This is a genomic window from Amycolatopsis albidoflavus (genome assembly GCF_039525725.1).
Taxonomy (GTDB): domain Bacteria; phylum Actinomycetota; class Actinomycetes; order Mycobacteriales; family Pseudonocardiaceae; genus Amycolatopsis; species Amycolatopsis albidoflava.
In genome coordinates this window covers 457,327-472,995 of record NZ_BAAAHV010000005.1, presented here as the reverse complement: position 1 = coordinate 472,995, position 15,669 = coordinate 457,327, and the positions used below count along the sequence as shown (strand labels likewise).

At 71.1% G+C, this 15,669-nt stretch carries 13 protein-coding genes; 9 read left to right on the top strand and 4 right to left on the bottom strand.

Features of this window, described 5'->3' with window-relative positions:
• Positions 1-21: 21 nt before the first annotated feature.
• Entirely contained in the window at positions 22-630 is a 609-nt protein-coding gene (locus tag ABD156_RS06715; protein ID WP_344267802.1) for a TetR/AcrR family transcriptional regulator, read from the bottom strand.
• A 98-nt stretch (positions 631-728) separates the two neighbouring features.
• Between ABD156_RS06715 and ABD156_RS06710 the strand changes: the two genes are divergently transcribed.
• Together ABD156_RS06710 and ABD156_RS06705 are read left to right on the top strand one after the other, a co-directional pair.
• Positions 729-1,880, top strand: coding sequence for an acyl-CoA dehydrogenase family protein (locus tag ABD156_RS06710; protein WP_116206670.1), 1,152 nt, complete (start codon positions 729-731; stop codon positions 1,878-1,880).
• A gap of 27 nt (positions 1,881-1,907) precedes the next feature.
• Positions 1,908-3,050: a CaiB/BaiF CoA transferase family protein gene (locus tag ABD156_RS06705; RefSeq protein ID WP_344267799.1), complete on the top strand. Its 1,143-nt coding sequence runs from the start codon at positions 1,908-1,910 to the stop codon at positions 3,048-3,050.
• Between the two features lie 85 nt (positions 3,051-3,135).
• On the opposite strand, the gene ABD156_RS06700 is transcribed toward ABD156_RS06705, so the two are convergent.
• Positions 3,136-3,657: a GNAT family N-acetyltransferase gene (locus tag ABD156_RS06700; protein WP_344267797.1), complete on the bottom strand. Its 522-nt coding sequence runs from the start codon at positions 3,655-3,657 to the stop codon at positions 3,136-3,138.
• Between the two features lie 195 nt (positions 3,658-3,852).
• Here ABD156_RS06700 and ABD156_RS06695 point away from each other — a divergent pair, with 195 nt between their 5' ends.
• The 5 genes from ABD156_RS06695 to ABD156_RS06675 all read left to right on the top strand — a co-directional run bounded on the left by ABD156_RS06695 (position 3,853) and on the right by ABD156_RS06675 (position 7,720).
• On the top strand, positions 3,853-4,020 hold the full coding sequence (locus ABD156_RS06695) for a hypothetical protein (RefSeq protein ID WP_162836029.1): 168 nt from the start codon (positions 3,853-3,855) through the stop codon (positions 4,018-4,020).
• Between the two features lie 340 nt (positions 4,021-4,360).
• Entirely contained in the window at positions 4,361-4,843 is a 483-nt protein-coding gene (locus ABD156_RS06690; protein ID WP_037713183.1) for a hypothetical protein, read from the top strand.
• Positions 4,844-5,426: 583 nt separating this feature from the next.
• Complete coding sequence (locus ABD156_RS06685; RefSeq protein WP_344268528.1) at positions 5,427-6,359, top strand: lytic transglycosylase domain-containing protein; 933 nt, start codon at positions 5,427-5,429, stop codon at positions 6,357-6,359.
• A gap of 648 nt (positions 6,360-7,007) precedes the next feature.
• Positions 7,008-7,343 carry a hypothetical protein gene (locus tag ABD156_RS06680; protein WP_344268525.1) on the top strand — a complete coding sequence of 112 codons (336 nt, stop codon included), beginning with the start codon at positions 7,008-7,010 and terminating at the stop codon, positions 7,341-7,343.
• A 26-nt stretch (positions 7,344-7,369) separates the two neighbouring features.
• Positions 7,370-7,720 (top strand): DUF3817 domain-containing protein, encoded by a 351-nt coding sequence (locus tag ABD156_RS06675; protein WP_344267793.1) that lies wholly within the window; start codon positions 7,370-7,372, stop codon positions 7,718-7,720.
• Between the two features lie 61 nt (positions 7,721-7,781).
• On the opposite strand, the gene ABD156_RS06670 is transcribed toward ABD156_RS06675, so the two are convergent.
• A complete protein-coding gene (locus ABD156_RS06670) occupies positions 7,782-9,392 on the bottom strand; it encodes a solute symporter family protein (RefSeq protein WP_344267791.1) in 1,611 nt (536 codons plus the stop codon).
• Positions 9,389-9,826, bottom strand: a complete 438-nt coding sequence (locus ABD156_RS06665; RefSeq protein WP_344267789.1) for a DUF485 domain-containing protein — start codon at positions 9,824-9,826, stop codon at positions 9,389-9,391. The genes ABD156_RS06670 and ABD156_RS06665 overlap by 4 nt, the downstream gene beginning before the upstream one ends.
• Positions 9,827-10,794: 968 nt before the next feature.
• On the opposite strand from ABD156_RS06665, the gene ABD156_RS06660 reads away from it, so the two are divergent.
• Together ABD156_RS06660 and ABD156_RS06655 are read left to right on the top strand one after the other, a co-directional pair.
• On the top strand, positions 10,795-15,213 hold the full coding sequence (locus ABD156_RS06660) for a sensor histidine kinase (protein WP_344267787.1): 4,419 nt from the start codon (positions 10,795-10,797) through the stop codon (positions 15,211-15,213).
• On the top strand, positions 15,210-15,662 hold the full coding sequence (locus tag ABD156_RS06655; RefSeq protein ID WP_037809909.1) for a roadblock/LC7 domain-containing protein: 453 nt from the start codon (positions 15,210-15,212) through the stop codon (positions 15,660-15,662). The genes ABD156_RS06660 and ABD156_RS06655 overlap by 4 nt, the downstream gene beginning before the upstream one ends.
• The last annotated feature ends 7 nt before the right edge of the window (positions 15,663-15,669 follow it).

Below are 15,669 nucleotides of genomic sequence, written 5' to 3'. Positions count from 1 at the left end.
ACCATACCGGCGGTATGGAAACTAGTCGCCCGAATACAGCAGTACGGCGATCCGCTTCCACTCCTCCAGCAGCTGACGGCGCCGGCGCGGGTCGCCGCCCAGTTCGGCGTCGAGGGCGAGGCCTCGGGTGAGGTTCACGGTGAGCCAGAACAGCATCTCCGCGCGCTCTTTCGGCAGGTCGCCGGCGACTTCGCTGATGTGCTCCAGCGTCGCCCGGCCCAGGGCGCGGTCGACCGGGCGGATCGCCGCGCGCAGTTCCGGGTCGGTGCGGGCGGCCACCCACAGCTCGGTGACCGCGGTCGACAGCGTGCCCGAGTAGCCCTCCCACAGCAGGTCGATCGCTGCCGCGACGCCCGACGCGCCGCCCGGCAGCGAGCCGAGCGAGGCGGCGAGCTGGGTGCGCAGCTTGGTGGTGAGGTGCTCGACCGCGGCCGCCATCAGTTCGGCTTTCGTGGCGAAGTAGTGCTGCACCGCGCCTTTCGAGACGCCCGCGCGGGTGCAGATCTCCTGCACCGAAGCCCGCGAGTACCCGATCTCGACCAGGCAGTCGATCGTCGCGTCCAGCAGGGCGGTGCGCGTCTGCTCGCGGCGTTCGGCCTGGGTGCGGTGTCCCCGGGCGACCTCAGTCATCGCGGCTCCTGCTTTACGTACCGGACGGATGGGATGTACATTCCGCTCAGAACTTACCTGCCAAGCGTCATGTTTTCCAGTTCGCGGGAGGCCCAGCCGTGCCGTTGCAGACCCAGAAGAGCTCGTGGAGCACCACCGAACTCGAGGACCTCCGGGAGCTTTCCCGGTCGTTCCTGCAGAAGGAATTCGTGCCGAACCAGGAGCGCTGGGCGGCGGAGAAGAAGCTCGACCGGGAAATCTGGACCAAGGCGGGCGAGCTCGGGCTGCTGTGCCTGTCGATCCCGGAGGAGTACGGCGGGGGCGGCGGCACGTTCGCGCACGAGGCTGTGCTGTACGAGGAGCAGGCCCGCGCCGGGGACAGCGCGTGGGGCGTCACCGTCCACAGTGGAATCGTGGCGCACTACATCCTGGCGTACGCGTCGGAGGAAAAGAAGCGCGAGTGGCTGCCGAAGATGGCCACCGGCGAGATGGTCGGCGCGGTCGCGATGACCGAACCGGGCACTGGTTCAGACCTCCAGAACATCAAGACGCGCGCGGTCCGCGACGGCGACCACTACGTGATCAACGGCGCGAAAACCTTCATCACCAACGGTTTCCACTCCGACCTCGTCGTGGTCGCGTGCAAGACCGACCCGGACGCGGGCGCGCAGGGCGTCTCGCTGATCGTGGTCGAGACCGACACCCCGGGCTTCCGCCGCGGCCGCGTGCTCGACAAGGTCGGGCTCAAGGGACAGGACACCGCCGAGCTGTTCTTCGACGACGTCCGCGTGCCCGCCGCGAACCTCCTCGGCGACGCCGAGGGCCAGGGCTTCATCCAGCTGATGCTGCAGCTGCCGCAGGAACGGCTGATCATCGCCGTGACCGCGGTGGCGGGCCTGGAAGCCGCGGTGAACCTGACCATCGACTACACCAAGGAACGCACGGCGTTCGGCCGCCCGATCTTCAACTTCCAGAACACGAAGTTCAAGCTCGCCGAAGCGGCGACGGAAGCCGCGGTGTCGCGCGCGTTCCTCGACCAGTGCATCGAACGGCACCTGCGCGGCGAACTCGACGTGCAGGGCGCGGCCATGGCGAAACTGTGGACGACCGAGCGGGTGAACAAGGTCGTGGACGACTGCCTGCAGCTGTTCGGCGGCTACGGCTACATGACCGAGTACCCGATCGCGCGGGCCTGGGCGGACGTGCGGATCTCGCGGATCTTCGGCGGCACCAGCGAGATCATGAAGGAAATCATCTCCCGCACGCTCTGAAATCTGCTGCTGCGAAAGGACTTACCCGTGAAGCAAGGTCCGCTCGCCGGGCTGCGGGTGGTGGAGCTGGCCGGGCTCGCGCCGGCTCCGTTCGCCTGCATGATCCTGGCCGACCTCGGCGCCGACGTGATCCGCGTCGACCGCGCCACCCCGGGCTCCGACGTGCTCGGCATCCCGAACGATCCGCTCGCCCGCGGCAGGCGTTCGGTCGGCGTGAACACGAAAACGCCCGAGGGCGTCGAATTGGTGCTGAAACTGGCCGAAAGCGCCGACGTGCTGATCGAAGGATTCCGGCCCGGCGTCGCCGAGCGGATGGGCATCGGTCCGGAGCAGGTGCAAGCGCGCAACCCGCGGCTCGTATACGGCCGGATGACCGGTTGGGGTCAGGACGGTCCGCTCGCGTCGGCGGCCGGGCATGACATCAACTACATCGGCGTCGCCGGCGCGCTCGACCCGATCGGCCGGGCGGGCGAACGTCCGGTGCCGCCGCTCAACCTGGTCGGCGACTTCGGCGGGGGCGGCCTGATGCTCGCGATGGGCGTGCTGGCCGCGCTGCACGAGCGCACGACGTCCGGGCGCGGGCAGGTCGTGGACGCGTCGATGGTGGAAGGCGCCGCGCTGCTCACCACGAGCCTGCACGGAATGCGCGCGGCAGGCGTGTGGCCGGGGGAGCGCGGCGAAAACCTCCTCGACGGCGGTGCGCCGTTCTACGACACCTACGAGACCGCCGACGGCAAGTACGTCGCCATCGGCGCGATCGAGATGCGGTTCTGGGCCGACTTGGTGAAGGTGCTCGGGCTGGAGAACGAGGACCTGCCGATGCACGTCGACCAGAGCCAGTGGCCGCGGCTGCGCAAGATCCTGGAGGAAGCGGTCGGCCGGTTCACGCGCGACGAACTGGTCGCGCGAGCGGAAGGCACCGACGCGTGTCTCACGGCGGTGCTGTCGCCGTGGGAGGCCGCCGAGCATCCGCAGAACGCGGCGCGCGGAACGTTCGTGGACATCGGCGGCACGGTGCAGCCCGCGCCGGCGCCGCGGTTCGGCCGGACGCCCGCCGCCACGCCGGAAGCGCCGCACGAGAAGGGCTCGGACACCGCGGAAGTGCTGGCGGAGCTGGGTTACGACGACGCTGGGGTCGCGGCGCTGCGGGAGGCGGGCGCGATCTTGTGAGTGTCGGCCTCAGCGCTCGACGCGAGGTTCGTGCCCGGCGAAGGCGATTGCTCGGCACGAACCCCGCGCGGCCGAGTTGCCGCCGTCACGACGGCAGATCGGACCGGATCACCGAGTAAAGGATGTGATCGCGCCACTGGCCGTCGCGGAAATCGAACCCGCGCAGGATCCCCTCGCGGGTGAACCCGGCCTTCTCCAGCGAACGCTGCCCGGCCCGGTTGCCGACCTCGGTGCTGGCTTCGACGCGGTTGAACTGCGTGTGCGCGAACAGGTAGCGCACGAGTTCCCGCTGCGCCTGTGCGCCGAGGCCGTGCCCGCGCGCCTCCGGAAGCAGGACCATGCCGATGTTCCAGCAGTAAGTGTGCGGGCCGGTCCGCGTGCGATGCCACGACACGAGCCCGAGCGGGCGTTCGTCGAGCGTGGGGACGAGCATGCCGTTGTCGGTGGTCAGCATGCCGTTTTCGCGCCAGAGCCGTCGGATGTAGCCGGGGTCGTGCCAGCCGAACCACTGGTGCTCGCCGACCGTCTCCGGGTCGTTGGTCAGCGCCTCCAACAGACCGAGGTCGGACTCGCGCACGGGGCGGAGAGTCACTGCGCCGTCGTCCATCGGCGGAGCCTACCGGGGTGCCGCGCGGGACTTGATCACCCGTTGGTGACCGTCGTCACCCGACCGTGAGCTTTCTGGCTGGATCGGGGCCTGCGACGGGCCATTCCGCCGCGTCGTCACTACAGTGGGAGCCGACTCTGCCGAGGCGGGGCCGGCGTCCGACCGGAGGCCGGGTGAGCGGAGGGGAACGAAACCATGTCGAGCGGCCTGAAGAAGATCGTCGTCGTCGGAGTGGTCGCGCTCGTGCTGTTCTTCCTGATCACGCAGCCCACGAACTCCGCGGCCTTCGTGCACCGCGTGCTCGGCTGGCTCAAGGACGGCGCCGAAGCGATCGTCACCTTCTTCAAGAGCCTCTTCGCCTGACCCGGCTTTTCCTTCTCGCCGGGACGCCTCCGCGCGTCCGTCCGGCCAGCTAGTCACGCATTGTCACTGGATCCCGGGATTCGGGCACTTCGCTCGACCATCCGGGTGGATTGGCCCCTGAAACCTCCTGGTCACGGAATTTCCGGGGCCCGGGGTATGGCGGAGAAAGCAGGTGCCGCCCTACGGTGCTCACATTGCGTGATCAGCCGGTTCTCCGGTCCCCCGGGAACCGGGTCACGGCGGGTATTCGGCCCGGTCACGCGTGGGGTGCCAGTCGTGGACGCGCAACGGGGCAGGCGGTCGAAAGGCCTGCCCGTCGGGGACCGATGAGGAGGCAGGGATGACCGGAGATCCCGGAGTGGACGCGTTGATCCGGCAGTGGTCGGCCGAGCGCGAGAAGACCCCTGAGGAGCAGGAGGTCGATCGCATCGCCTCGGCCTGGCTGGCCGACGCGCCGGCCGCTCCGCCCGGCATTCCCGGCCAGCGCGCCCGGTCCGGACCCGCCCGCTGGGCCCCGGTCGAGGCCGCCGACCCCGGCTACCTCGACGCGATGCGCGCCCGGCTGCCGGAGGTTCCGGAGGAACTGCTCGTCGCCGCCGCGGGCTGGTGGCAGATGGTCGGCGACGTCGCCGAAGCCCAGCAGTGGTGGGACGCCGGCATCAGCCCGCTCGACCAGCGGGCACTGGACTACCGGGCGGCCGGTCTCGCGCCGTCCGACCTGGCGCGGCGGCTCGGCCCGATGACGGTGCTGCAGCATCTCCGCCGCGGCAGCGCGCCCGCGTGGTGCGTCGCGCGGCTGGCACGGCAGCAGAAGCCTGCCTGACGGTTCGCCGGACCGCCCGCGGATTCCCGGGCGGCCGCTCTTCGCGGAAGTTCCGCACTCTCTCGTGGTTTCGCGCGGCTCGCGCGGTCACTGAAGCCTGTTTGGCAGCTGTGTTGCCTGGTCGGTGAATCGGCCAGGCAACACGGCGAAGCGGCTGTCGCGGCGCGGTGGAAGTGCTCGTCGACGGGTCTTCCGGGAGCGGCGGAATTCTTTTCAGCCGGTGTTGCCTGGCTGAAGCCCAACACCGCATCGTTTCCCAGCCTGCCAACGCCGTCGCTTACCTCGACGCTGCTCTTGCGGCCGGTGCCACTTCGGCGGTCGAAGCGCGGCGAAAGCCTGCCCCGGCCAGACCGCATCGCTGGTCGGCGAACCGAAATCCGCAGCACCTCAGCAGCAGCGGAAGTGCTTGCGGCCGGTCCGCGAACATCCCCTCGGCGTGGGGCTCGTGGTGTTTGTGTGGCGTCAACCGTCCACCTGACGGAACTCGATTACCCGGCCGGGTGAACCGGCGTGGCGGGGAACCTGGCGACGCGTGCGTAACGCTAACCTGCGCGGGCTCGTTGAGTGTTGCGAACCCCAAGCCATGCTGGAGGACCGGAGTTTCGTGCCCGCCACCGGACAGACCCCCGACACCGCGCCGACCGGGGACGAGACCGCGGCTCCCGCTGCCGCCCCCTCGCCCGCCCGCCGCGGTCACGGTGCCGCGCTCGCGGTGCGGCTCGCCGTCGTCGTCGCGGTGCTCTCGGTCGCGGGCGGCGGGGTCTGGATCGTCACCAGGGCGGCCGCCCCGGCAGCCAGCCCCACCACGACGGACATCCCGGCGCTGAGCGTCAAGGCGGTCGACGTCAAACCCGGTTCGATCGCTCCGGTCAGCGCCGTCGCCGCGGGCGGGGCGGCGGACCAGGGCACGGCGCCGCAGTCGGCGCGCCCGACCGGCGGCGACCCGCTGCAGGCCTGGGCGGACAAGGTCGGGCCGGCCACCGGCATCCCGGCCCGCGCGGTGCGCGCGTACGGCAACGCGGAACTCGCGATGCGCGAGGTCGACCGCGGCTGCCACATCTCCTGGGCGACGCTCGCCGGCATCGGCCGCATCGAGTCCAACCACGGCCAGTACGGCGGAGCGGTCCTCGGCGCGGACGGCCGCCCGTCGAAGCCGATCATCGGCGTCCCGCTCGACGGTTCCTCCGGCGTCCGCGCGATCAGCGACACCGACGGCGGCCAGCTCGACGGCGACCCGGTCGCCGACCGCGCGGTCGGCCCCATGCAGTTCATCCCGAGCACCTGGCGGAAATGGGCGTCCGACGCCACCGGCGACGGCCGCGCCGACCCGCAGCAAATCGACGACGCCGCCCTCACCGCCGCCCGCTACCTGTGCGCGGGCGGCCGCGACATGGCCAGCCCGGCGGGATGGTGGGCGGGGATCCTGTCGTACAACAACTCGACGGAGTACGCGCAGAAGGTCTTCGGCCTGGCCGACGGTTACGCGAAGGCGGCGCAAAAGGTGCAAGCGGGCTGACCGCTCGCCACCCTCCCGGCCTGCTTCTCCGACCCAAGTCCGTGAGGGGAACCTTCACGGACTTGGATTCCCGCCCAGCTCCTCGCCTCCGGCCCGCTCGACCGCCCAAGCGAGGTCGGCTCAGCAGTTCGCTCGCCCTGCCGACGAGCCGGGTGCGCGATGCCGAGGTCCGTGAAGGGCTCCTTGAGGGAATCAGATTCCCTCAAGGAGCCCTTCACGGACTTCCGCGGGAGGGAGGGCATGTGACCCGTCTTGCCAGCCGGTGTCCCGAACCGCTCTGGCGGGCATCGCGACGGCGAGCCTCCGCACACCGCGCACCCGGGAAAGCCCCAATGCGGCATTGGGTGCGCTGGACGCACCGAATGTGGCGTTCGGTGCGTGGCATGCACCGAATGTGGCATTGGGGGCGTTTGCCCGAGCTGAGAGTCCGGGCAAAGCAGCGAAGCCGTCCCGGCGCGAGCAGTGCTCGAGGGATCCGTCCGAAGCCGGCTTCGGCACCTCAGCCGCGGCGAATCGGCCGGCGAGTGCCGGGTGGGGCCCCGGTCACGACCTCGCCGCCTCTCAGCAACGCTTCCTCGCGCCAGTGCTAGCGTCGATACCGTGCCTGCAGATCCCGGCCCGGCCGTGTCCCCGCTCGGGCGCCGGCTCATGATCGTCGCCACGAGCGTCGTGAGCCTGGCGTTGTGCTGCGGGCTGGCCTGGTGGCAGTGGGACCGGTTCACGTCCGCCACCGGCACCTTCCAGAACCTCGGCTACGTGCTGCAATGGCCGCTTTTCGGGCTCTTCCCCGCGTTCATGTTCTGGCGCATCAAGAAGCTGCGCGAACGCGAGGAGGAAGCCGCGGGCCAGGCCGGGCGGACAGCACCGGAGCCGGTTCGCGTGCCCGCTCCGCGACCGGCCGCGGCTCCCGTCGAAGAAGACGACGAACTCGCCGCCTACAACCGCTACCTGCGCGAGCTCAACGCCCGCGACCAGCAGTCCTGAACGCCCGCGGAAATGAGGACGCTCCCATGACGACCAGCACCGACGGTGCCGCCCCGACCCGCCAGTCGAAGGTGTCCGGCTCGCTGACCCGGTTCCGCGCCAGCGCGTACGTGACCGGCGTCGGCCTGCTCGCCCTCTGCGCCACCATGATCATCGAGTACGGCTTCGGCAACGCGACGCCCGCGCAGGTGTACTCGCCGATCCACGGCGTGCTCTACATGATCTACCTGGTGCTCACCATCGACCTCGCGATCAAGGCCCGCTGGTCGATCAAGAGCACCGTCCTGGTGCTGCTGGCCGGGTGCGTCCCGTTCGTGTCGTTCGTCGTCGAACGCCGGGTGACCCACCGCGTGCAGGCCGGGCGCGACGTCTTCTGAGCAGTAAAAAAACCGCGGCGCCCGGAAGTTCGGGTGCCGCGGTTTTTTCGTGCTCGGCGGGTCAGGAGCCGAAGCCGATGCCGGTCAGCGACCGGACCTCCATCTCCGCGTGCTTGGCCGGGTCGCCCTTCGAGCGGCCGACGAACGTGCCGATCGCGCCGCACAGGAACGATACCGGGATCGACACCAGGCCCGGGTTCTTCAGCGGGAACCAGTGGAAGTCGACGCTCGGGAAGATCGAGTCCGGCGCACCCGACACCACCGGCGAGAACAGCACCAGCACGACGCACGCGATGAGCCCGCCGTAGATGCTCCACAGAGTCCCGGTGGTGTTGAACCGCTTCCAGAACAGCGAGTACAGCAGCGTCGACAGGTTCGCCGACGCCGCCACCGCGAGCGCGAGCGCCACGAGGAACGCGATGTTCTGTCCGTTGGCGAGGATGCCGCCGACGATGGCGAACACGCCGATCACGACCGCGGTCAGCCGGGCGACCCGGACCTCGTCCTCCGGCTCCGCCTTGCCGCGCTTGATGACGTTCGCGTAGACGTCGTGCGCGAACGAGGCGGACGCGGTCAGCGTCAGCCCGGCCACCACGGCGAGGATCGTCGCGAACGCGACCGCCGAGATGATGCCGAGCAGCACCGTCCCGCCCACGTGCAGGGCCAGCAGCGGCGCGGCCGAGTTCTCGCCGCCGGGCGCGGCCTTGATCTCGTCCGGTCCGACGATCGCCGCCGCGCCGAAGCCGATCACCAGCGTGCACAGGTAGAACACGAACATGCACGCGGTCGCCCACACCACCGAGCGGCGCGCCTCGCGGGCGTTCGGCACGGTGTAGAAGCGCATCAGCACGTGCGGCAGCGAAGCGACGCCGAGCACCAGTGCCAGCGACAGCGACACGAAGTCGAGCTTCGTGGTCCCGTTCTTGCCGTAGGAGCCGCCGGGGGAGAGCAGGTCCTTGCCCATCGGGCTGTGGTCGGTGGCCGCGCGCAGCAGGCTCGAGAAGTTGAAGCCGTACTTGCCCATCAGGAACACGGTGATCAGCGAGGCCGCGGTGAGCAGGATGGTGGCCTTGATGATCTGCACCCAGGTGGTGCCCTTCATGCCGCCGAGCAGCACGTAGGAGATCATCACCAGCCCGACCACGGTGATCACCAGCGCCTGGCCCCACTTGGAGTGGACGTCCAGCAGCAGCGCGACCAGGCCGCCCGCGCCCGCCATCTGCGCGAGCATGTAGAAGAAGGAGATCACCAGCGTCGACGTGGCCGACGCGGCGCGCACCGGACGCTGCTTCATCCGGAAGCTGAGCACGTCGCCCATGGTGAAGCGGCCGGTGTTGCGCAGCAGCTCCGCGAGCAGCAGCAGGTCGACGAGCCACGCGACGAGGAAGCCGATGGAGTAGAGGAAGCCGTCGTAGCCGTTGATCGCGATCGCGCCGGCGATGCCGAGGAACGAGGCCGCGGACAGGAAGTCGCCGGAGAGCGCGACGCCGTTCTGCCGTCCGGTGAAGGCGCTGTCGGCGGTGTAGTAGCCCGACGTGGACGAGCGGCGGTTGCCCGCGCGGTAGACCACGAACAGGGTGATCGCGACGAACAGCGCGAACACCCCGGTGTTGATCAACGGGTTGCTCGCCGAAGCTCCTTCGGCGAGCGACGTGGTGGTCGCGAGGGTCACTGAGGGGTTCCTTCCGTGACGGCGTTCTGCGCGCGGATCTCGGCGGCGCGCGGATCCATCTCGCGGTCGGCGAAGCGGACGTACAGCGCGGTGATAGCCGCGGTGGTGACGAACTGGCCGAGGCCGAGCAGCATGCCGACGTTGACCAGGCCGAAGACCGGCGTGCTCATGAAGTCGCTCGCGTAGGCGGCGAGCACGACGTAGACGAGGTACCAGACGAAGAACCCGACGCTCATCGGGAACACGAACCGGCGGAAGCGGCTGCGCAGCGAGCGGAACTGGGGGCTGCGCTGGATCTGCTCGTAGTCCGGGCCGCGCTTGCGGCGCCTGCCGCTTGGGGCGGCGTCGCCTCCTTCGCGGTCGAACAGCGCGGGCATCTGACCGGTGTCCTCGGCCGAGGCGGCCGGTCCGGTGGTGCGCGCGACGTTGTGCATGGCTGCCTCCGGCAACTTGCGCGGTGGATGGCGCCGGGCGGCGTTCGAGAAAGCGCCCGGATCGCCCTTGCGGACTGGGAGGCGGCCATAGTAACGACGCCGCCGGAACGCGGAAAAAGCCGGTTCGCGAGGGCACCGGAAATTCCTTTTCGCCCGGGAAATAGCGCGAAACGGCGCGTCCGGGCAGATCACAGGCTGATCACTCGGAATAGTGAGCACCCGTGTCACGGGGAGTTGCCGAGAGTGGTCCGGGTTGCGGCAGATGGCGGAGTGACGGGCCGGTCAAGATCCAATACGGTGACCGGTCGTAGCCGCCGGGCGGGGCGGCCGCTCCGCTTCGGCGGGCAGGTCCGCGGCCGGGCGGGGATTCCCAGGCAGGGAAGGGAGGCTGGCAAAAATCACCGGGTCGAGCGGCGCGTCGCTGCATCTCCACAACATCGGGTTCAACTTCGGGGCGCACCCACTCGATGGGGGCACGGAGCGTAGTCCCATCGAGGGTGTCGCTTACCCTGTGTGGGCTAATCGGGTGACGGCCGGACGCCGAGGCCGAGAGCACCGGGTAACCGGAATTCCCGCGGCGGGCGATCGTGTGCGAATCCGCGGCTCCGAGTTCGTGCGGTTCGACTATTTTCCCAGGTCAGCCCCCCGATGCGGAACGCAATAACGCAGGCGGCGATTGGTGTACGATTCTTTGGCCCCAGCCGCCCGCAGCGATCGATAGGCGCAGACAAGTTGATCTCGACCACCGCCGTGCAGTCCGCAAGTTGCGTCGTGCACGTGCATAGTCCCGGGAAGCCGATCGTCTCCCGGACCGGTGAAGGATCGGCCGAGTCGTGCCCGCCACCGGTCGGACGCGCGGGCAGACGGACCGCGGGGCTCCGCCCCGGGAGCGCATCGCGCACCGGGAGCGGACAGAACCGCGGGAACCGCCGACGGGCCGCCACGACGCCGGACAGGGAGTCACTTTCGTGACCGTTGCAGGAGAAGGCCAAGTGCCTGTGGAGAAGCTGCTCGGCCGCCCGCCCAAGCGGCCGCGCTCGTCGTCGGGCTGGCGGGCGGCGTTGCGCTGGCGGGACTGGAGCCTGCCGGTCAAGCTGTCCGCGGTCACGATCGTCCCCATCGTGCTCGCGCTCGTCCTCGGCATCACCGCCATCGCGGGCCAGGTCTCGCGCTCGAGCGACTACCAGCGGATCGACCGGCTCGTCGCGCTGAGCACCCAGCTGCGCGCGCTCACCGACGGGCTGCAGCGCGAACGCACGCAGACCGCCTCCCAGCTCATCGCGGGCACCTCGGGCGTCACCCCCGAACTGAAGGCCGCCCGCGCGGCCACCGACGCGGCGGTCGCGCCGTTCACCGAGGCGGCCGCCCGGGTCGGGGCCGACGGCTCGAGCGTGTCCGGCGCGGTGAACTCGGCGACCGCGCAGGTCAACGAGATCGCGGTGATCCGCCAGCAGGTCGGGGCCGGCCTGCTGAACGCGGCCGAGGCCGTCGGCGACTACAACGCCGTCACCAGCGCGCTGATCGGCGCCGACACCGCGGTGTCGGCGGGCGCGAGCGCCGACGCGCTCGGCAGCACCCCGAGCGCGCTGCACGACCTCGAAGCCGCCAAAGAACAGGTGTCGGTCACCCAGTCCCTGGTGGGCTACGGCATCTCCGCCGGCACGCTCACCCCGCAGCAGCTGAGCGACGTGCGCGACGCGGAGCTGCGTTTCGACGACCGCGTCGCCGACTTCAACGCCGCCGCCACCGCGCCGCAGCGTCTCGACTTCGAGAGCACGCTCAAGCCGGACACCTCTTATGACCGCAAGCGGATGCTCGGCACCGTGCTCGGCGGGCAGGGCGTCTCCACCGACGACGCGCTCAAGCGGATTTCGCCGCAAGAGTGGAACAACGCCTCGAACGCGGTGGTCTCGCAGCTGGCCGAGGTCTCCGGCCGGATGAGCACCGACCTCACCGCGGCGTCGTCCTCGCTCGTCGAGGACGCCGGCAGCAGCGCCGGTCTGCTGGCCGTGCTGCTGTTCGCGGCGCTCGCCGCCGCCGCCGCGGTCGTGTTCGTCATCGCCCGCCAGCTGCTGCGGTCGCTGAAGGTGCTGCGCCGCAGCGCGCTGGACGTCGCGGAGAAGGACCTGCCCGAGGCGGTCCGCAACATCCAGGAGGGCCGCGCGCAGAGCGTCGAGGTCGAGCCGGTGCCGGTCCAGGTGCAGGACGAGGTCGGCGAGGTCGCGCGGGCGTTCGAGAAGGTGCACAGCCAGGCGCTGCGGCTCGCGACCGAACAGGCCGCGATGCGCGCCGGCTACTCCAGCGTGTTCGTCAACCTGTCGCGGCGCAGCCAGAGCCTCGTGCAGCGGCAGCTGCAGCTGATCGAGCGGCTGGAGCGCGACGAGGAAGACGCCGACCAGCTCGCCACGCTGTTCCAGCTGGACCACCTCGCCACCCGGATGCGGCGCAACAACGAGAACCTGATGGTCCTCTCCGGCGCCGAGCCGGGCCGCCGTTCCGGCCAGCCGGTCGCCACGCACGACGTGCTGCGCGCCGCGGTGTCGGAAATCGAGCAGTACCAGCGGGTTTCGGTGCAGCACCCGCCCGCGGTGAAGATCGTCGGGTTCGCCGCGAGCGACGTCCAGCGCCTCATCGCTGAGCTGCTGGACAACGCGACCGCGTTCTCCGCGCCGGAAACCCAGGTGACGGTCGCGACGCGGCTCGCCGAGGACGGTTCGCTCAACGTCGACATCCTCGACAAGGGCATCGGCATGAACGAGTACGAGGTGGTGGAGGCCAACGGCAGGCTCACCGACTCGGGCTCGGTCGACCTCGCGACCTCGCGCCGGATGGGCCTGTTCGTGGTCGGCCGCCTCGCCGGGCGCCACCGCATCGGCGTTTCGCTGCACGGCGGCAAGGACATCGTCGGCGTGCGGGCCACCGTGGTCGTGCCGCCGGAGCTGGTGATGACCGGCCTGGCCACCGTGCCGGGCGACCGGTCCGAACCCGGCCAGCTGCCCGGGCCCAAGGCGAGCCTCGCCGCGCCGCCCGTCGCGCCGGGCGGGCTGCCCCGGCGCCAGCGTTCGACCAACGGGTCGGCCGTGCCGGGTCTCGTTCCGCAGCAGGGAAGCAACTCCGAGGAAACCCAGCGCTGGCCGTCGGCAGGCGATCTCGCGGGCTTCTCCGGGGACAAGGTCGCGCGTCCGCCGTCCGACCTCGAGGTGTCCGGCACCGCGCTGTTCAGCCCGATCCCGCGCGACGACGACACGCCCGCCCCGCCGCCGCCCGCGCCGAAGCTGCCGCAGACCGTCGACGTCCCGCCGCCGCGTCCCGAACCGGAACCGGCCGCGGAAACCCGCGACGAGCGCGACGGCGAACTGCCCTCGGGCAAGGACCTCTTCTCCGCGGCCAACGCGACGACGCTGAGCGACTGGTGGAACCAGGCCGCGCAGCAGGTGCCGGAGGTCCCGCCGCCGTCCGCGGCCGAGACGACGATCGAGAACACGCCGATCTTCGACGAGATGCTGTCGGCCTGGTTCCGTTCGCCCGCACAGCCCCCGCCCGCCGCCGCTCCGGCCGCTTCGCCCGCTTCGTCGGCGCCGGGCAAGTCCGCCGCGGAACCGGAAGCGGACGAGGAACAGCAGCAGCGCAACTGGGATTTCGCGAGCGACGAAAACTGGCGGACAGTGCAGGCACTGTCCCAAGTGGAGCCGAACTCGTTCACCAAGTCGGGCCTGCCCCGGCGCCGCCGCGGCGAACAGCTCATGCCGGGCAGCGCCGCGCCGGAACCGGCGGTGCCCCCGGCGGAAGCGCCGGGCAAGGGTCTCCTGGACCTCCCGGTCCGCGACCCGGCGGACGTGCGGGGGCGGCTGAACAGCTTCCAGCGCGGCGTCACGCGGGGTCGGCAGGAAGTTCGCGGGACGGAGCCGGAAAGCACTGGCGGCACCGCGGATTCCGGTACCACCGGTGTCGCGGACGCCACGAGCGCCACGACGTCGCCGGAGCGGGCTCGCGCCCACGACGCGGCGACCCGGCGTCGGCAGACGGTCGCGGGCGCGTTCGGCGTTCCCGCGGACCAGAACCGTCCCGGCGGGATGCCGCAGCGCACCCCGGGTTCGGCCGGTTCCTTCGGCGGCCAGCCGGGATCCGGCGAGACGGACGCGCCCGCCGGCTTCGGCGGACGGCCCGCGGACGCGGACTCGCCGGACGAGACGGCTCCCGTCCCGGCCGTGCCCCCCGCGTTCGACCCGGACGGCGGATGGCCGCGCCAGTCCGCCGCCGAGCGCACGGAACTGCCCGCGCCGCAACCGAACCGGGGCGTCCGGCCGGACAAGCCGGACAACCTGCCGACCCGCCGCAAGGGCGCGAGCAGCCTCCCGCCCGCTCCGCCGACCGCCGACCCGAACCAGGTCCCGGCGGCAGTCGCCGGGCTCGAAGCGGCGGTCTCCGGCACGGGACAGACTCCCGCGTCGCAGGCGGCGCAGGCTTCGGCGAACGGCCAGACCGCGGCGCCGGAGAAGACGGACGCCGCTTCGGCGAACGGACAGGCATCGGCACCGCCTGCTTCGCCGCAGGGCACGGAGCAGACCTCGCTGTGGGGCACGCCCGCGGAGAACCCGGTGCCGGGCAAGGCTTCGCCGCTGACGACGTGGCGCAGCGCCACGCAGTCCCCGGCCGCCGCGCCGGGACAGCCGACGGAGAACGCGGCGCAGTCCGGCCCGACGGCGGACCAGGCTCCGGCGACTCCCGCCGCTTCGGCTCCGGCTTCGGCGCAGGGGCTGGCCGGCGGACTGGGGCAGACCCGGGTGCCGGGCCAGAACCTTCCGGCACAGTCCGGAACGCCTGGACAGACCGCGTCGCCGAGCCAGGCGGGAACGTCCGGACCGACCGCGTCGCCGAGCCAGTCCGGAATGCCGAGCCAGGCCGGGACTCCGGCACAGGCTGGGACTCCGGGACAGGCTCCGGCCAAGACCGGGCTCTGGGGTCAGCCGCTGGTGCCGGGACAGGCTCCGTCGCGGCAGTCCTCCGCCGGGCAGGACGCCCCGCAGGCGCCCTCGGTGCCTTCTGGGCCAGCCGGTTCCGACGGTTCGGCGAGTCCCGCCCCAGATCCTGCCGAAGCTACCGCTGAGTGGAACTTCGGTTCCGACGAAGGGTGGCGGACAGTCCAGTCGGTGTCCCAGTCGACGCCCGCTTCCTTCACTTCGGCAGGATTGCCTCGGCGCCGCCGGGGCGAACAACTGCTTCCCGGCAGCGCACCGCCGCCCGCCGGGTCGGCGAGCCCCCGTCCGTCCCGCGACGCGCACGACGTGCGCGGTCGCCTGAGCAGTTTCCAGCAGGGGATCCAGCGCGGCAGGCACCGCACCGCGCAGGCCGCTGAGACGAACCACGAAACATTGGAGGGTGAATGACCTCGCCGAATGCGGCCCAGCCGCAGCAGAACCAGTTCGGCTGGCTGGTGAACGACTTCGCCGACCGCGTCCCGGGCGTCGCGCACGCGGTCGTCGTGTCGGCCGACGGTCTCCTGCTGACGGCCTCCAACCGGCTGCCGCTCGACCGCGCCGACCAGCTCGCCGCCGTGGCGTCCGGGCTCGTCAGCCTCACCCAGGGCGCCGCCCGGTGCTTCGAGGCAGGCTCGGTGCGCGAGACCGTCGTCGAGATGGAACTCGGCATCATGGTGCTGATGTCCATCAGCGACGGCTCCTGCCTGGCGATCCTCGCCGCGCCCAACTGCGACATCGGGCAGGTCGCCTACGAGATGACCATGCTCGTCGACCGCGTCGGCCAGATCCTGACCCCCGAGCTGCGCGCGCAGCTGCAGGGCGCCGGGGGCTCGCTGATCGGCGAACCGGTGGGATGATGGCGCG

Coding starts and splice junctions, on each gene's coding strand:
- ABD156_RS06655 (WP_037809909.1), top strand. CDS start 15,210: ATGACCTCGCCGAATGCGGCCCAGCCGCAGCAGAACCAGTTCGGCTGG.
- ABD156_RS06715 (WP_344267802.1), bottom strand. CDS start 630: ATGACTGAGGTCGCCCGGGGACACCGCACCCAGGCCGAACGCCGCGAG.
- ABD156_RS06700 (WP_344267797.1), bottom strand. CDS start 3,657: ATGGACGACGGCGCAGTGACTCTCCGCCCCGTGCGCGAGTCCGACCTC.
- ABD156_RS06695 (WP_162836029.1), top strand. CDS start 3,853: ATGTCGAGCGGCCTGAAGAAGATCGTCGTCGTCGGAGTGGTCGCGCTC.
- ABD156_RS06680 (WP_344268525.1), top strand. CDS start 7,008: ATGATCGTCGCCACGAGCGTCGTGAGCCTGGCGTTGTGCTGCGGGCTG.
- ABD156_RS06665 (WP_344267789.1), bottom strand. CDS start 9,826: ATGCACAACGTCGCGCGCACCACCGGACCGGCCGCCTCGGCCGAGGAC.
- ABD156_RS06685 (WP_344268528.1), top strand. CDS start 5,427: ATGCTGGAGGACCGGAGTTTCGTGCCCGCCACCGGACAGACCCCCGAC.
- ABD156_RS06690 (WP_037713183.1), top strand. CDS start 4,361: ATGACCGGAGATCCCGGAGTGGACGCGTTGATCCGGCAGTGGTCGGCC.
- ABD156_RS06675 (WP_344267793.1), top strand. CDS start 7,370: ATGACGACCAGCACCGACGGTGCCGCCCCGACCCGCCAGTCGAAGGTG.